Source organism: Pedococcus aerophilus (assembly GCF_039532215.1).
GTDB classification, from domain to species: Bacteria; Actinomycetota; Actinomycetes; order Actinomycetales; family Dermatophilaceae; genus Pedococcus; species Pedococcus aerophilus.
In genome coordinates this window covers 338,038-353,161 of sequence record NZ_BAAARN010000001.1, presented here as the reverse complement: position 1 = coordinate 353,161, position 15,124 = coordinate 338,038, and the positions used below count along the sequence as shown (strand labels likewise).

Annotated in this window: 17 protein-coding genes, 1 tRNA gene and 1 riboswitch; of the genes, 15 read left to right on the top strand and 3 right to left on the bottom strand. The window is 71.6% G+C overall.

Going from position 1 to position 15,124, the window contains the following annotated elements:
- Positions 1–85: 85 nt before the first annotated feature.
- Positions 86–159 (top strand) — tRNA-Pro (locus ABD286_RS01635).
- Between the two features lie 119 nt (positions 160–278).
- On the opposite strand, the gene ABD286_RS01630 is transcribed toward ABD286_RS01635, so the two are convergent.
- Positions 279–1,682 carry an aminotransferase-like domain-containing protein gene (locus tag ABD286_RS01630; RefSeq protein ID WP_344189627.1) on the bottom strand — a complete coding sequence of 468 codons (1,404 nt, stop codon included), beginning with the start codon at positions 1,680–1,682 and terminating at the stop codon, positions 279–281.
- Between the two features lie 79 nt (positions 1,683–1,761).
- Between ABD286_RS01630 and ABD286_RS01625 the strand changes: the two genes are divergently transcribed.
- The 3 genes from ABD286_RS01625 to ABD286_RS01615 all read left to right on the top strand — a co-directional run bounded on the left by ABD286_RS01625 (position 1,762) and on the right by ABD286_RS01615 (position 3,873).
- Positions 1,762–2,652: a DMT family transporter gene (locus tag ABD286_RS01625; RefSeq protein WP_344189625.1), complete on the top strand. Its 891-nt coding sequence runs from the start codon at positions 1,762–1,764 to the stop codon at positions 2,650–2,652.
- A gap of 23 nt (positions 2,653–2,675) precedes the next feature.
- On the top strand, positions 2,676–3,296 hold the full coding sequence (locus tag ABD286_RS01620) for an FMN-binding negative transcriptional regulator (RefSeq protein WP_344189623.1): 621 nt from the start codon (positions 2,676–2,678) through the stop codon (positions 3,294–3,296).
- A gap of 115 nt (positions 3,297–3,411) precedes the next feature.
- A complete protein-coding gene (locus ABD286_RS01615; RefSeq protein ID WP_344189621.1) occupies positions 3,412–3,873 on the top strand; it encodes a T6SS immunity protein Tdi1 domain-containing protein in 462 nt (153 codons plus the stop codon).
- 52 nt (positions 3,874–3,925) lie between these two features.
- On the opposite strand, the gene ABD286_RS01610 is transcribed toward ABD286_RS01615, so the two are convergent.
- Both ABD286_RS01610 and ABD286_RS01605 read right to left on the bottom strand, forming a co-directional pair.
- The gene (locus ABD286_RS01610) at positions 3,926–4,723 is read right to left on the bottom strand and encodes a class I SAM-dependent methyltransferase (RefSeq protein WP_344189619.1); all 798 of its coding nucleotides are present in this window, start codon (positions 4,721–4,723) and stop codon (positions 3,926–3,928) included.
- Positions 4,724–4,770: 47 nt separating this feature from the next.
- Complete coding sequence (locus tag ABD286_RS01605) at positions 4,771–5,421, bottom strand: DUF2461 domain-containing protein (RefSeq protein ID WP_344189617.1); 651 nt, start codon at positions 5,419–5,421, stop codon at positions 4,771–4,773.
- Between the two features lie 61 nt (positions 5,422–5,482).
- Between ABD286_RS01605 and ABD286_RS01600 the strand changes: the two genes are divergently transcribed.
- The 11 genes from ABD286_RS01600 (at position 5,483) to gcvP (ending at position 15,124) form a co-directional block, all read left to right on the top strand.
- Positions 5,483–5,926 carry a YdeI/OmpD-associated family protein gene (locus tag ABD286_RS01600; RefSeq protein WP_344189616.1) on the top strand — a complete coding sequence of 148 codons (444 nt, stop codon included), beginning with the start codon at positions 5,483–5,485 and terminating at the stop codon, positions 5,924–5,926.
- Positions 5,927–6,017: 91 nt separating this feature from the next.
- Positions 6,018–6,632, top strand: coding sequence for a cardiolipin synthase ClsA (gene clsA / locus ABD286_RS01595; RefSeq protein ID WP_344189615.1), 615 nt, complete (start codon positions 6,018–6,020; stop codon positions 6,630–6,632).
- Positions 6,633–6,640: 8 nt separating this feature from the next.
- A complete protein-coding gene (locus tag ABD286_RS01590) occupies positions 6,641–7,636 on the top strand; it encodes a DUF881 domain-containing protein (protein WP_344189614.1) in 996 nt (331 codons plus the stop codon).
- Positions 7,633–7,965, top strand: a complete 333-nt coding sequence (locus ABD286_RS01585; RefSeq protein ID WP_344189613.1) for a small basic family protein — start codon at positions 7,633–7,635, stop codon at positions 7,963–7,965. The genes ABD286_RS01590 and ABD286_RS01585 overlap by 4 nt, the downstream gene beginning before the upstream one ends.
- A 113-nt stretch (positions 7,966–8,078) precedes the next feature.
- Positions 8,079–8,774, top strand: a complete 696-nt coding sequence (locus tag ABD286_RS01580) for a DUF881 domain-containing protein (protein ID WP_344189611.1) — start codon at positions 8,079–8,081, stop codon at positions 8,772–8,774.
- Positions 8,775–8,899: 125 nt separating this feature from the next.
- On the top strand, positions 8,900–9,289 hold the full coding sequence (gcvH, locus tag ABD286_RS01575; protein WP_344189609.1) for a glycine cleavage system protein GcvH: 390 nt from the start codon (positions 8,900–8,902) through the stop codon (positions 9,287–9,289).
- Positions 9,290–9,419: 130 nt separating this feature from the next.
- Entirely contained in the window at positions 9,420–9,875 is a 456-nt protein-coding gene (locus tag ABD286_RS01570) for an FHA domain-containing protein (RefSeq protein ID WP_344189607.1), read from the top strand.
- A gap of 11 nt (positions 9,876–9,886) precedes the next feature.
- Positions 9,887–10,618, top strand: coding sequence for a transcriptional regulator FtsR (gene ftsR, locus ABD286_RS01565; protein WP_344189605.1), 732 nt, complete (start codon positions 9,887–9,889; stop codon positions 10,616–10,618).
- 19 nt (positions 10,619–10,637) lie between these two features.
- Complete coding sequence (locus ABD286_RS01560; RefSeq protein WP_344189603.1) at positions 10,638–11,135, top strand: bifunctional nuclease family protein; 498 nt, start codon at positions 10,638–10,640, stop codon at positions 11,133–11,135.
- Between the two features lie 206 nt (positions 11,136–11,341).
- Positions 11,342–11,923 carry a MerR family transcriptional regulator gene (locus ABD286_RS01555; RefSeq protein ID WP_344189601.1) on the top strand — a complete coding sequence of 194 codons (582 nt, stop codon included), beginning with the start codon at positions 11,342–11,344 and terminating at the stop codon, positions 11,921–11,923.
- A gap of 79 nt (positions 11,924–12,002) precedes the next feature.
- Positions 12,003–12,121: riboswitch (glycine riboswitch) on the top strand.
- A 69-nt stretch (positions 12,122–12,190) separates the two neighbouring features.
- Complete coding sequence (gcvP, locus tag ABD286_RS01550) at positions 12,191–15,124, top strand: aminomethyl-transferring glycine dehydrogenase (RefSeq protein WP_344189599.1); 2,934 nt, start codon at positions 12,191–12,193, stop codon at positions 15,122–15,124.

Below are 15,124 nucleotides of genomic sequence, written 5' to 3'. Positions count from 1 at the left end.
AAGCAGCGGTGTGCCGTGCGCTAGTGTTTCGTTCGCTCCCGCGGTCCTGCTTCGGCTGGATTTCGCATGGGCGACAACTCAACAACGGGCTGTAGCGCAGCTTGGTAGCGCACTTGACTGGGGGTCAAGGGGTCGCAGGTTCAAATCCTGTCAGCCCGACCGATCGGGGTCCGATCTGCTTCGGCAGGTCGGGCCCCGTTGTCGTGCGGAGGTGACGACGCGCTCGACCTTTGCGCCATGCCCCGTGCTGCGTCGGTGCGAGCTCGCGCTGGATGCGCTCAGGCGCTGAGCGCCTCGCCCAGGATCCGGGCTCCGGCAGCGAACCGTGAGGGATCGGGACCCGAGTAGTTGAGCCGCAGGAACGGGCCGGTCGGCTCCGCCGGGAACCACTCGTCGCCGGGTGCGACGACCAGGCCGCGACGTTCGCAGTCCTGGACGAGGCGGGCGAGGTCGGTCCCGTCGGGGAGCCGGGCCCAGAGGTTCAGCCCCCCGGGTGGCACGTGCTCGACGTGCGCCGACGGGGCGTGCTCCAGCAGGCTGTCGAGCATCAGGTCGCGTCGGGCGCGGAGCTGCTCACGGACCCCCTTGAGGTGCGACTGCCACGACGGCTGGGTGACGACGTCGAGGGTGGCCGTCTGGAGCAGCCCGCTGACGTACATGGACTCGGCGCTGCGGTCGGCGAGGATGCGTTCGCGTGCCGGACCCCGTGCCACGACTGCCGCGACCCGCAGGGCGGGGGAGACGCTCTTGGTCAACGAGCGCAGGTAGACCACGTGCCCGGAGTCGTCGAGGGCGGCGACGGGGCGTGGCTGCGTCGTGATGCCGAAGTCGTGCGCCCAGTCGTCCTCCACCAGGAACGCACCGCGCGAGCGGACCACGTCCAGCACCGCGGCGGCGCGCTCGGGCGACCACTGGGTCCCGGTGGGGTTCGCGTAGGTGGGTTGGGCGTAGAACACGCGGGCGCCGCTGTCGGCGAAGGCGCGGTCGAGCTCCTCGGGGTCGGGTCCGTCGGGGCCTGACGGCACGGGTATGGCGCGGACGCCGGCCTGCGCGGCGGCGCTGATGGCTCCCCAGTACGTCGGGGACTCCATGAGCACAGGTCCCCCGCGCGTGGCCAGCACGCGGAACAGGGTGCTCAGGCCGCTCTGGCTGCCCGGCAGGACGATCACGTCGCTCGCGCCTGGGGTGCTGACGCCCGCGGGGCACAGCGCCCCGAGCTCGTGGGCGAACCACGCCTGCAGCTCGGGCAGTCCGGCCACGGGCGGGCGGGTGAGCGCCGCGTCCGCGCGGGTGGCGCGTCCGAGCGCAGCGCGGACGAGGCGCTGGGGGAGCAGCTCACGGTCCGGGTACCCCGAGTGCAGCGCGATGGCGTCGTTCGGGGCCGTGCGGAGGGCGGTCGAGACACCCCGACCCGGTGCCTCGGGCGCGCCGAGAGCGGCGCTCTGCCAGCCGTAGTCCGCAGGCCGGGTCGTCCGCACCGAGCGGACGAAGGTGCCCACGCCCGGCCTGATCTCGACCAGACCGGCTCGGGTGAGCTCGTGCAGGGCCCGCTGCACCGTCACCGGGCTGGCTCGGTGCTCGGACACCAGCGAGCGGGAGGACGGCAGTCGCGCGCCCGGGGGAGCGTCCGCGATCCAGGCCCGCAGCGCCGTGGCGATCCGCGAACTGCTATCGTCATTCATGACACAGGACAGTAGCGCTACTCTGCCTCTGCGCCCGGTGGTACCGCCGATCGCGGTCGCTGGACACGATGGTTCGGGGATGACCACCAGCCACCCGAGCGGTGGCGTCGGCTGGGGACTGCTGGGAGTCGTGGCGTTCTCGTTCACGGTCCCCTTCACCCGCGTGGCGGTCGACGGTCTGTCGCCGCTGTTCATCGGGTCCGGCCGAGCGGTCATCGCCGCGGTGCTTGCCGGCTTCTCCCTGGTCCTGACCCGCCAACGACCTCCGCGACGTCGGCAGTGGGCGCGACTCGCCGTCGTCGGTGCCGGCGTCGTGGTGGGGTTCCCGCTCCTGACGTCGTACGCCCTCACCACGGCCCCGGCGAGCCACGGTGCCGTCGTGATCGCGCTACTCCCTGCGGCGACGGCGGCGATGTCCGTCCTGCGTGGTCGCGAGCGGCCGCCGACGCGGTTCTGGGTGGCGGCAGGGATCGGCGCCGTGGCGGCGGTGGGCTTCGCCTCGGCGCAGTGGGGTGGCTTCGGCGAGCTGCACCGGGCGGACCTGCTGCTCTTCGGTGCCGTGGTGGCCGCGGCGGTCGGGTATGCCGAGGGAGGACTGCTCGCGCGGGAGATCGGTGCCTGGCAGACCGTCTCGTGGGCGCTGGTCCTCTTCGCCCCGTTAATGGTCCTGCTCACGGCCCGATCGGTCCTCGCGAACCCACCGCAGGCCTCGCTGGAGCAGTGGGCGGCCTTCGGCTACCTCGGTGTCGTCAGCATGTTCCTCGGCTTCTTCGCCTGGTACCGCGGGCTGGCGATCGGGCCCATGTCCCGGGTGAGCCAGGTGCAGCTCGTGCAGCCGGTGCTGTCCATCGCCTGGGCCGGTCTGCTGCTCGGGGAGCACCTCACCCCGGGCACCGTCCTCGGTGGTCTGGTCGTCATCCTCTGCGCCGCCTCAGCCCTCCGGTCGCGCCTGGCCAGACGAGCGCGCTGAGCAGATCGAGGAGTATGGGGTCCATGTACGTGCCGCACTTCAACGCCATGTCCGACGAGGCCCAGCTGCGAGGCCTCGTCCATGAGGTGGCCACCGGCCAGCTCGTCACGGTGGGCGCCGACGGCTTCCCCGTCGCGACCCTCCTGCCCATCCTCTGGGAAGGTGACACGGTCGTCGCCCACATGGCGCGGGCCAACCCGCACTGGCAGCAGATCCGGGACGGGGCCCCGGCGCTCGTGGTCGTCACCGGGGCCGACGCCTACGTCTCGCCGTCCTGGTACGCGAGCAAGGCCGAGCACGGTCGGGTGGTGCCGACCTGGAACTACTCGGCGGTCGAGCTCGCCGGTCGTGCCCACGTGCACGACGACCCAGCCTGGCTGCGCACTGCCGTCGACGCCCTGGTGCACCGGCACGAGGCACACCGGCCGGCACCGTGGAGCAGTGCGGACGCACCGCCGAAGTACGTCGACGGCCAGCTCCGGGCCATCGTCGGCATCGAGGTGAGGGTGGAGCGTGCCCAGGGGAAGGCCAAGCTGAGCCAGAACCGTTCCGATGCCGACCGCGAGGGCGTCGTGACCGGTCTGCGCGCCGAGGGCACTGCCGGAGGTGCCGCCGTCGCCGCAGCCATGGAGTCGGCACGCTGACCCCACCTGCACTGTTGCCCTTCGCCCGTCGCCACAGGAGCCCACAGATGTCGGCTGGACCGTGTCGTTGCCGCATCGCGGGTCCACCGGCCCTGCTGCGTGGTTCAATCTCGGCGTGGACCTGACCAAGGAGTTCAGCGCCGACGAGTACGCCGGCGCGCTCGAGTCGTGGGACTGGCTCGACCTCACCGGCGCGGTGCCGGTGCTGGCCACGCTGTTCGGCGACATCATCCTGCAGGTGCCTCAGGGGTTCGCCTTCCTCGACACGGTGGAGGGCGCCCTCACGGTCGCCTGGCCCGACCGCGATTCGGTCGAGGTCTCGCTCCAGACCCAGGACGGCCAGGACCGCTACCTCATGGGTGAGCTCGCGCTCGCGGCAGCGGAGCAGGGCATCGTCCCCGGACCCGAGCAGGTGCTGAGCTTCACCCACCCGCCGGTCCTCGGCGGCGCACTGACCGTGGACAACCTCGAGGTGCAGGACTTCGTCGTGGCGACGAACATCGCTGGCCAGATCCACCAGCAGGTGCTGGACCTGCCGCCGGGCACCCCCATCGCCGGCGTCGCGATCGAGGGCTGAGCCCGTCGTCCGGCCCCGTCGGGTCTGTTCGGGTCGGGTCTCTTCGGGTCGGTCAGCTCGGGTCGGGTCGGCCGGTCGCGGCCGGTCGGCTCGGCACCCGGGCGCACACGCACCACGACTGCGCCGCCACCGTGAACGGGGCCGTGGGCACGGTCTCGCGGCAGGCCTGCTCGAGGCGCTCGCGGGCTTCCGGGCCGAGACCGGCGACGTACTGCCCGGCCGGTCCCACGCCGAGCGTGTACGGCTCCCACCACTGCTCGAACGAGTCGAACGGCACGTGGACGGTCAGGACCGACTCGGACAGGTCCGGCAGGCCGGCGCCGCGGAACAACGCCGCGAGGTCGCCCTCGTGGACACCGGCGTAGTCGTCCTCACCCTCCTCCTGGGGGTCGACGGCGCGGACCGCCTCCCAGAACAACGACAGCGGACCCGACCCCGAGGCGTGGTTCCAGACCGTCGCGCCCACGACTCCGCCCGCCCGGGTGACCCGCGCCATCTCGGTGAGGCCCGCGACGGGGTCGGTCATGAAGTGCACGACCAGCGACGCGAGCGTTGCATCGAAGGTGTCGTCGGCGAACGCGAGGGACTCGGCACGCCCCTGCTGCACGTCGACCCCCGGCAGGGCTTCCCGGGCCGCCGCCACGAAGGTCTCCGACGGGTCCACGGCGCTGACGGCCGCAGGTCCCAGGACCTCGACGAGCCGTGTCGTGAGAGCTCCCGGGCCGCAGCCGACGTCGAGCGCTCGCTGGCCCGGTTCCAGCCCGGCCACCCCCAGGAACTGCTCTGCCAGGGGTTCGGAGAACCGTCCCATGAACCTGCCGTACGCCTGGGCCGGGACGAGGAAGCTCATGCTCGGACTGTAGGCCTGCCACGAGCGACGCGACAGGGGCCGCGGGCCTAGTCCTCGACGGCCACGTGCTCGAGGACCCACTCGGTCAGCGGACGCAGCTCGCGCCAGGCCGCACGGACCTCGTCAAGGGCCTGTGGGGTGGCCAACCAGTCGGGCGCCCCGAAGCGACGCAGGGCCATGATCTCCTTGCGCCGCAACAGCTCAAGCCGTGGATGGTCGGCGTCGTACCCCTTCGGTCGCGTCTTCAGGGAGTCGCCCTCGAGGGTGAACCCCGAGCCCGCCAGCTCTGCGACGAGGCGCTCGAGGAGCAGCCCGGACGACGGCGCGTCCACGGCGGCGCGAAATCGCGCGGTGTCGGCGGGGGAGTGGGCCCGGAATCCGCCGCCGACGACCAGGCCGTCACCGCCGAGCTGGACGTACCAGCCGGCGCCCTTCTCCCGCCCTGCCAGTGCCGCCTGATGGGTCTTGTACGGCGACTTGTCGGCGCTGAAGCGCAGGTTCCGGTTGGGCCGGAACAGCTTGGCCGGGCCGAACTCGTCCTCGAGCTCGTCGGCGAGGGCACGCATCGGGTCGCGGACGTCCTGCTGCCAGCGCGGCTTGTGGGCCGTCCAGAACTCGCGGGTGTTGTCCTCCTCGAGGTCCTGGTAGAACTCCACGCCCCAGTGCGGAAAGCCTGCGAAGGCACCGTTGTCAGCCATCCGGCCACTGTGCCACGGGCCCACGGGCCCACGGGGCCCGGCTGCGCTGCATACTCTCCGCATGAGGTTCACGGCCGAGCTCCAGCAGACGGGTGGGACGACCACGGGGTTCGAGGTGCCGCAGGAGGTGGTCGACGCCCTCGGTGGTGGCAGGCGCCCGAAGGTCACGGTGACCGTCAACGGCGTGACCTACCGCGGCAGCATCGCGCCGATGGGGGGCAGATCCTGGGTCGGGGTGAGCGCGGAGAACCGCGGGCTCACCGGCACCACCGGGGGCCGGACGTATGACGTGGACCTCGAGCTGGACACCGCGCCGCGTGTCGTCGAGGTCCCGGCCGAGCTCGCGAAGGCCCTGGCCGACGACCCTGACGCGACGTCGGCCTGGGCACGGCTCTCCTACTCCCACCAGCGTCAGCACGCCCTGGCCATCGAGGGTGCCAAGGCCGCAGAGACCCGCGCGCGGCGGGTCGAGAAGACGTTGGCGGCCCTGCGCGGCGAGGATTAGCACGGCGGACGCCGGCAGCCCGTCATCTCCCTGGTCGTCCGACGGCCATGCCTGCGGTCGGCGGGTGGAGGCAGCCCGTTAGGCTGCGGGCGTGGCAGCTGAGGGTGGTCGGGGGACGGGGGCAGGGGTGGCCCCGGTGTCCGACCGTGTGCTGACCCTCCCGAACGTCCTGTCGCTGCTGCGGCTGCTCGGCGTGCCCGTGTTCCTGTGGGCGATCCTGACCGAGCACGACGCCATCGCGCTGATCACGCTGACGCTGTCCGGGCTCAGCGACTACCTCGATGGCAAGATCGCCCGGCGCTACGGGCTGGAGTCCCGGCTCGGCCAGCTGCTCGACCCCTTCGCCGACCGCCTCTACATCGCCACGACCCTGTTCGGCCTGGCGGTGCGCGACGTCATCCCGTGGTGGCTGGTGTGGGCGCTCGTGGCGCGCGAGGTGCTCCTGGCCGGTGTCCTGTGGTGGGTGAAGCGGCACGGCCAGACCGGTCTGCCCGTGCACTTCGTCGGCAAGGCCGCGACCTTCAACCTCCTCTACGCCTTCCCGCTCCTCCTGCTGGGGCAGGGCGACAGCTCCTTCGCCGCCTGGGCCCTGCCCATCGGCTGGGCCTTCGCTTGGTGGGGCACGGCCCTGTACTGGATCGCCGGCGTCATGTACATCGTCCAGGCCCGCCAGGTGGTGGCCGCTGACGTGGCCGCCACCCGCTGAGGCGACCCATGGGACCCACCTCGCACCGCACGGCCACCCCGAACCCGACCCCGTCGGGACGGCGTCCCGACGAGTCGATGACGTTGCTCACCTCGATGATGGAACGGCCCCTCGACCCCGGGTACGCGGCAGCGGCCGAGCGGCGGGTCGCCGAGGGACTGCCCTCGAGCACAGGCACCAGGACGGCCACGGTGGCGGTCGCTGCGGTCGTGACCGGACTGCTGCTCACGCTCGGCGCGGTCGCCCTGCGGGCGCCGTCGACGTCGGCCGCCGAGGCCAAGGTCCAGCTCGTGTCCCAGGTGGAGAGCCGGCGATCGGCCGTGGAGCGGCAGGAGGCCAACCTGCGCACCCTGCAGGAGCAGGTCGACCAGCTGCGCGGCCGGGCGCTGGGCCAGACGTCCTCGTCGCTGCAGACCCGGCTGGCGGCCCTGGACGTCGCCTCGGGCGCCCAGTCCATGCAGGGCAAGGGCCTCGTCGTCGTCCTCGACAACGCACCGGGAGCCGACGGCACCAGCGCCGACGGCAACCCCCGCACGTCGAGCGAGGACTCCGACGGGATCCTGTACTCGCGGGACATGCAGGTCGTCGTCAACGGGTTGTGGGAGGCCGGCGCAGAGGCGATCTCCGTCAACGGCCAACGGCTGACCTCGCGCTCGGCGATCCGCTTCGCGGGTGACGCGATCCTCGTCAACTACCGTCCGCTGGCGCGGCCGTACACGATCACCGTGCTCGGCGACCCGGACGGGCTGCAGGTCGAGTTCGCGGAGACCGCCGGCGGTGCGTACGCGCGCGCCCTCAAGGACAACTACGGCATCCGTGTTTCCATGGACGCCCGCGACGACCTCACCGTCCCGGCCGCCACCTCGCTCACCGTGCGGGAGGCCACCGTCCCGGCTCCGGCGTCCAGCGCACCGACCCCCTCGACCAGCAGCAGCGCGAACAGCAGCACCGCGACCAGCACCGACTCCACCAGTCCCGAACCCACCTCGGAGAACTCACCGTGATACCCCTGCTCGGCCTCGTCGGCGGAGTGCTCATCGGGCTCCTCTGGGGTCCCGAGGTGCCACTCGTGCTGCAGCCCTACCTCCCGATCGCCGTCATCGCTGCCCTCGACGCGGTCTTCGGGGCCGTCCGGGCCGTGCTCGACGGGATCTTCAACGACAAGGTCTTCGTCGTGTCGTTCCTCGCGAACGTCGTGGTCGCTGCCTTCATCGTCTTCCTGGGGGACCAGCTCGGGGTCGGTTCGCAGCTGAGCACCGGTGTCGTGGTCGTCCTCGGGGTCCGGATCTTCTCCAACGTCGCCTCCATCCGCCGGCACCTGTTCAAGGCATGACCTCGACGTCGTCCGCCCCCGGTCCCGAGGAGAAGCCCTCGGGGTCGTCGCCGACCCCTCGTGCGGCCGCCAGGAACGACGCCTCCTCCAACGCGTGGGTCACGCTGCTGCGTATGGCGCGTCCGCGCGCCACCCGCGCGAACGCCTTCGCCGCGCTGCTGGCCATCGCCCTGGGGTTCGCCATCGCCACGCAGGTCCAGCAGACCGACCAGAGCGGGCTGGAGCAGCTGCGCGAGGACGAGCTCGTCCGCATCCTCGACGACGTCAGCCAGGAGCAGGGCAGGCTCGCCAGCGACACCCGCGAGCTCGAGAGCAGCCGCGACACCCTGCTCTCCGGCGTCGACTCGAGCGCCGAGGCGCTGAAGTCGGCCCAGGAACGGCTCGACACGCTGGGCATCCTCAGCGGCACCGCGCCGGCCACCGGCCCCGGTGTCGTCATCACCATCAACGACCCCGACCGCAAGGTCAGTGCCGCACGCCTCCTCGACGCCCTCCAGGAGCTGCGCGACGCAGGTGCCGAGGCCGTGCAGATCGGCGACGTCCGGGTCGTCGCGAACACCTGGTTCGCCGACGCCAACGGCGGGGTGGAGATCAGCGGACGGCGGGTCGACCCGCCGTACTCCATCAAGGCGATCGGGGACCCGGCCACCATGGCCTCGGCGATGGACATCCCCGGCGGCGTCTCGGAGTCGGTGCGTGGCGACGGTGCGACGTCGACCGTGCGCCAGGCCGACTCGATCGAGATCACCGCATTGCACTCCCTTCAGGACCCTCGTTACGCTCGGCCCGTCCCGGCGCCGTCGAAGTAGCCGGGGGACCGCAGCACCCGCCGGACCGCACCACCACCCCCGCCGGTCGACGTCCCACCCCGGTCGGACACACTGTCGGCCGACAGCGTTCAGCCCCACCGTCAGTCACGCGCCAGAGGAGCAGCATGAGCGAGCTGGAGTACCCCCAGGACCTGCGTTACACCGCCGAGCACGAGTGGGTGCGCTCCGGCGATGACGGCACCGTGCGCATCGGGATCACCTCCTTCGCCCAGGACGCCCTCGGCGACGTCGTCTACGTCAGCCTCCCGAGCGTCGGCGACACCGTCGCCACAGGTGACGCCTGCGGCGAGGTCGAGTCGACCAAGTCCGTCAGCGACCTCTACGCCCCGCTGGCCGGCGAGATCACCGCGGTGAACGAGTCCCTCGACGCCACGCCCGAGCTCGTCAACACCGACCCCTACGGCGAGGGCTGGATGTACGAGATCCGTCCCTCGGACGCAGCCGCCGTCGACGCCCTCCTGGACCCCGCGGCATACCAGGGCCAGCTCGGCTGACCACCTGCTCGACGGGGCGCCCGACACGCGCCCGGCACCCCGCCGGAATCCGCTGCGCACTGTCAGCGGCGTCACCTAGGGTGTGTGCTTTGCTAGAGGGGCTTGACGACAACAGAGGAGCGCAGCACCGATGAACGGCAGCGAGATGGACGAGCAGGCCTCGCACCCGCACGAGCCGACGACCATGCGTCTCCCCGGCATCTCGGGCCTCGAGCAGGTCGACACGTCGGCCGAGACCGAGGTCTCGCTCAGCAAGGCCGACCAGGCCACCGTCGACGCGCTGCGTCCCGGCACCGCCCTGCTCGTCGTGCTGCGCGGTCCCAACACCGGTGCGCGGTTCCTGCTGGACGACGACGAGGTCAACTCCGGCCGTCACCCCGACAGCGACATCTTCCTCGACGACGTCACCGTCTCGCGCAAGCACGCCAACTTCCGGCGCGAGGGCGAGACGTTCGTCGTCCGCGACGTGGGCTCCCTCAACGGCACCTACGTCAACCGTGAGCGGATCGACGAGGTCACCCTGCACACCGGTGACGAGGTCCAGATCGGCAAGTTCCGCCTGGTGTTCTACGCCGGCAGGGCCTGACCAAGGCACCTGTGACCGCTCGCACCCCTCGGCAGTCCATGGCGATCGGGGCGGTCCTCGCGGCGTTGCGTGAGGACTTCCCGGACGTCACCATCTCCAAGATCCGCTTCCTCGAGGCGGAGGGTCTGGTCACCCCGGCACGGACCGGCTCCGGCTACCGCACCTACACCGCTGCCGACGTGGACCGGCTCCGGTACGTCCTCACCGCCCAGCGCGACCACTTCTGGCCGCTCAAGGTCATCCGCGACGCCCTCGACGCCCTCGACCGCGGCCTGACCCCGGAGCGCGGCTCGTCCTCCGGTATGCCGCGGCCTTCGGTCCCCGCGCCGGTCACCGACCCCGACGTGCCCGCCGCCGACGCCCTCACGGAGCAGGGCACCCTGCGACTGACCCGGGACGAGCTCGCAGCAGCAGCAGGCCTGGACCCCGCCACGATGGACGCGCTGGAGACCTTCGGGCTGGTGCGCCCGGACGCCGGTGGGCACTACGGCGACGCGGCGCTGAGCATCGCCCACACCGCCGGCGCCCTCGCTGCATACGGGGTCGAGCCGCGTCACCTGCGCCCGTTCCGGACCGCCGCCGACCGAGAGATCGGGCTGGTCCAGCAGGTCGTCACCCCGTTGCGGGCAGCCTCCGGGCGGACCGGTCGTGGCGGTGCTGCCACGGACCCGACAGGAGACGTGCTGCGCCTCTGCGTCGCCCTGCACACCGCCCTCGTCAAGGACGGACTGCACCGCGGCTGAACCGGGGTACGGTGGAGGTGTGAAGGAGCTCGAGGTTCTCGGCGTCCGGGTGGAGATGCCCACCAACCACCCCATCGTGCTGCTGCGGGAGCGTGACGGCGACCGCTACCTGCCGATCTGGATCGGCGCGGCCGAGGCCACGGCCATCGCGTACGCCCAGCAGGGCATCGAGCCGCCCCGGCCGTTGACCCACGACCTGATGAAGAACGTCATCGAGGGCCTCGGTCACACCCTCACCGAGGTCCGCATCGTCGAGCTGAGGGACGGGGTCTTCCACGCCGCCCTCGTCCTCGACGGCACCACCGAGATCTCCTCGCGGTCCTCCGACGCGATCGCCCTCGCGCTGCGCACCGGGACCACGATCGTCGCGGGGGAGGCGCTCCTCGAGGAGGCCGGCGTCGCGATGAGCGGCGAGGAGGACAAGGACGACGAGGTCGAGCGTTTCCGCGAGTTCCTCGACCACGTGTCTGCCGAGGACTTTGAGACCAAACCGGGCGAAACCGGACCCCAGGCCTGACCTCCCGGCCACTCCGCGTGCTCAGACCCTCAATCTCAACTCAACATCGAGAGTCGACCTCGACGGCGCGACACGCCGAAACCCCGAGGTCGAGTGGTTGTTGACGTTGCATTCTGTGCGGCCGTACGGTCAGCCCAGACCACGAATACGATCCATGTAGTTCCCCATGTAGTTCGACCCGGTAGTTCGACCAGGAGGTGAGCGTCGTGAACACGAGCAGTGAGGCTGGCCACGGCCACACGAGTGTGCCCAGTGCGGCACAGGGGCTTTTGTTCACGGACGACCTCCCCGAGCTGAGCGAGGACATCGGCTACCGCGGCCCGACGGCCTGCAAGGCAGCCGGGATCACCTACCGCCAGCTCGACTACTGGGCCCGGACCGGGCTCGTCGAGCCCTCGGTGCGCGGCGCCACGGGCTCGGGCACGCAGCGCCTCTACGGCTTCCGCGACATCCTCGTCCTCAAGGTCGTCAAGCGGCTCCTGGACACCGGGGTGTCCCTCCAGCAGATCCGGGTCGCGATCACCCACCTGCGTGAGCGCGGGGTCGAGGACCTCGCCCAGATCACGCTGATGAGCGACGGCGCCTCGGTCTACGAGTGCACGTCCGCAGACGAGGTCATCGACCTCGTGCAGGGTGGCCAGGGAGTCTTCGGCATCGCCGTCGGCCGGGTCTGGCGCGAGGTCGAGGGTGAGCTCGCCGAGCTGCCCAGCGAGCGCACCGACGACGAGGCGCCCGCCGACCACCCCGGCGACGAGCTGCGCGTGCGCCGTCAGGCCCGTCTCGCCTGACCTGCCACCACCGACTGTCCGGCACGGGCCGTCGCTCCTTCGGGAGCGGCGGCCCGTGCTGTAGATTGGGCCGCGCTGAACATCCCGTGCGGGAGAGTCCCCGCGTTGGCCCCGTGAGAACGACGGCGAGGTCCACGGCGGGGCGCCGAAGGGGCAAACTCCCCGGAACCTCTCAGGCGCCAGGACTGCATGGGACAGGCACCTCTGGAGCGGTCAAGCCGTGACAGATGGGGAGGCGATCCGAGCAGTCCGACGTTCAGGAGCCTCATGTCCGCCCAGCAGTCCAGCACGCCGACCGATGCCACCGACCGCTCCCGCGAGGGCGAGCCGCTGGTGACCCGCCTGCCGGAGTTCGTCGGTCGCCACATCGGCCCCTCCCCGGACGACGTCACGGTGATGCTGCAGGCGGTGGGTCACGACAGCCTCGAGTCGCTCGTCGACGCGGCGCTGCCCGGCACGATCCGGTCCGACGCCCCGCTGCGCGTCGAGCCCAGCGCGTCCGAGGCGGCTGTCGTCGAAGAGCTGCGCGGGCTGGCCCGGCGCAACCAGGTGATGACGTCGATGATCGGCCTGGGCTACTACGGCACCATCACGCCGGCCGTGATCCAGCGCAACGTGCTGGAGAACCCCGCGTGGTACACGGCCTACACGCCCTACCAGCCGGAGATCTCCCAGGGCCGCCTCGAGGCCCTCATCAACTTCCAGACCGTGGTCAGCGACCTCACCGGTCTGTCGACCTCCGGCGCCTCCCTGCTCGACGAGGGCACCGCTGCGGCCGAGGCGATGACCCTGATGCGTCGCTCGAGCAAGGCGGGGGCCGACGCCGTCCTGGTCGTGGACCGCCACCTGTTCCCGCAGACGCTGGCTGTCATGCAGACGCGAGCCGTGCCGCTCGGCATCGGTGTCGTCGTCGCCGACCTCGACGACGTGGCCACGGTCGAGGCGCTGCGCGCCGCCGCGGGCGACCGTGACGTCTTCGGTGTCATGGTCCAGTACCCCGGCGCCGACGGCGAGGTCCGCGACTGGCGCGGCCTGGCTTCCGCCGCGCACGAGGCCGGTGCGCTGGTCACCGCCGCCGCCGACCTGCTCGCCCTCACCCTGGCCACGTCCCCGGGGGAGTGGGGCGCCGACGTGGCGGTGGGCACGACCCAGCGCTTCGGGGTGCCGATGGGCTTCGGTGGCCCGCACGCCGGGTACATGAGCGTCCGCGCCGGCCTCGAGCGTTCACTGCCCGGTCGCCTCGTCGGCGTCAGCGTCGACACCGAGGGTGCACCGGCCTACCGTCTCGCCCTCCAGACCCGCGAGCAGCACATCCGCCGCGAGAAGGCCACGTCCAACATCTGCACCGCCCAGGTGCTGCTGGCCGTCATGGCGTCGATGTACGCCGTCTACCACGGCCCCGACGGGCTGGCGGCGATCGCCCGCCGCGTCCACGGCCACGCCCGTGCCCTCGTCGAGGGGTTGCAGGCGAGCGGGGTCGAGGTCCTGACCAAGGACTACTTCGACACCGTGACCGTCGCCGTGCCCGGCCGGGCCGACGAGGTCGTCAGCGAGGCGGCGCACCGCGGTGTCAACGTCTGGCGGGTCGACGCCGACCGCGTGTCGCTCAGCGTCGACGAGACCACCGACCTGCGGAACCTCGACGCGGTGTGGGCGGCCTTCGGTGCCACCGGCACCACGTCGGTGCAGCTCGACGCGCCCGCCTGGTCCCCTGAGCTCGTGCGCGCGAGCGAGTACCTCACCCACCCGGTGTTCCACAGCCACCGCAGCGAGACCTCCATGCTGCGCTACCTGCGGCGCCTGTCCGACCGCGACTTCGCCCTGGACCGAGGCATGATCCCGCTCGGCTCCTGCACCATGAAGCTCAATGCGACGACCGAGATGGTGGCGGTCACCTGGCCCGAGTTCGCCCACCTGCACCCGTTCGCCCCGGCGCACCAGACCGAGGGCATCCGTTCGCTCATCAGCGACCTCTCCGCATGGTTGTGCGAGATCACCGGGTATGACGCGGTGTCGCTCCAGCCGAACGCCGGCTCGCAGGGCGAGTTCGCCGGGCTCCTCGCGATCCACGCGTACCACGAGGCGAACGGCCAGTCCCAGCGCCGGATCTGCCTGATCCCGGCCAGCGCCCACGGCACCAACGCCGCCAGCGCGGTCATGGCCGGCATGAAGGTCGTCGTCGTGAAGACCGCCGCTGGCGGCGACATCGACATGGACGACCTGCGCGCCAAGGTCGACCAGCACCGCGACGACCTCGCGGCGATCATGGTCACCTACCCGTCGACGCACGGCGTCTTCGAGGACACCATCACCGAGCTCTGCGGCCTGGTGCACGACGCCGGTGGCCAGGTCTACGTCGACGGCGCCAACCTCAACGCCCTCGTCGGACTGGCCAAGCCGGGCAAGTTCGGTGCGGACGTCTCGCACCTCAACCTGCACAAGACCTTCTGCATCCCGCACGGCGGTGGCGGTCCGGGCGTGGGTCCGGTCGCGGTGCGTGCCCACCTGGCCCCGCACCTGCCCAACCACCCGCTCTCGGCGGAGGCCGGTCCGTCGACCGGTGTCGGCCCGATCTCGGCGGCGCCGTTCGGCTCGGCCAGCATCCTGCCGATCTCGTGGGCCTACGTGCGCCTCATGGGTGGGGCCGGGCTCACCCGCGCCACGCAGGTCGCGATCCTCAACGCGAACTACATCGCGACCCGGCTGCGTGAGCACTACCCGGTGCTGTACTCGGGCCACGACGGAATCGTCGCCCACGAGTGCATCCTCGACCTGCGCGACCTCACCAAGCGCAGCGGGGTCACGGTGGACGACGTGGCCAAGCGCCTCATCGACTACGGCTTTCACGCCCCGACGATGTCGTTCCCGGTCGCCGGGACGCTGATGGTCGAGCCGACCGAGAGCGAGGACCGCGGCGAGATCGACCGGTTCTGCGACGCGATGATCGCGATCCGCCACGAGATCGCCGCCGTCGAGGCGGGCGAGGTCGCGGTCGTCGACAGCATGCTGCGCAACGCGCCGCACACGGCCAAGGCCCTCGCCGGCAAGTGGGAGTACCCCTACGAGCGCTCCGACGCGGCCTTCCCCGTCGGCGTGCACGCCCCGGACAAGTACTGGCCGCCAGTGGCCCGCATCGACGGCGCGTACGGCGACCGCAACCTCGTGTGCAGCTGCCCGCCGCCCGAGGCGTTCGAGAGCTGA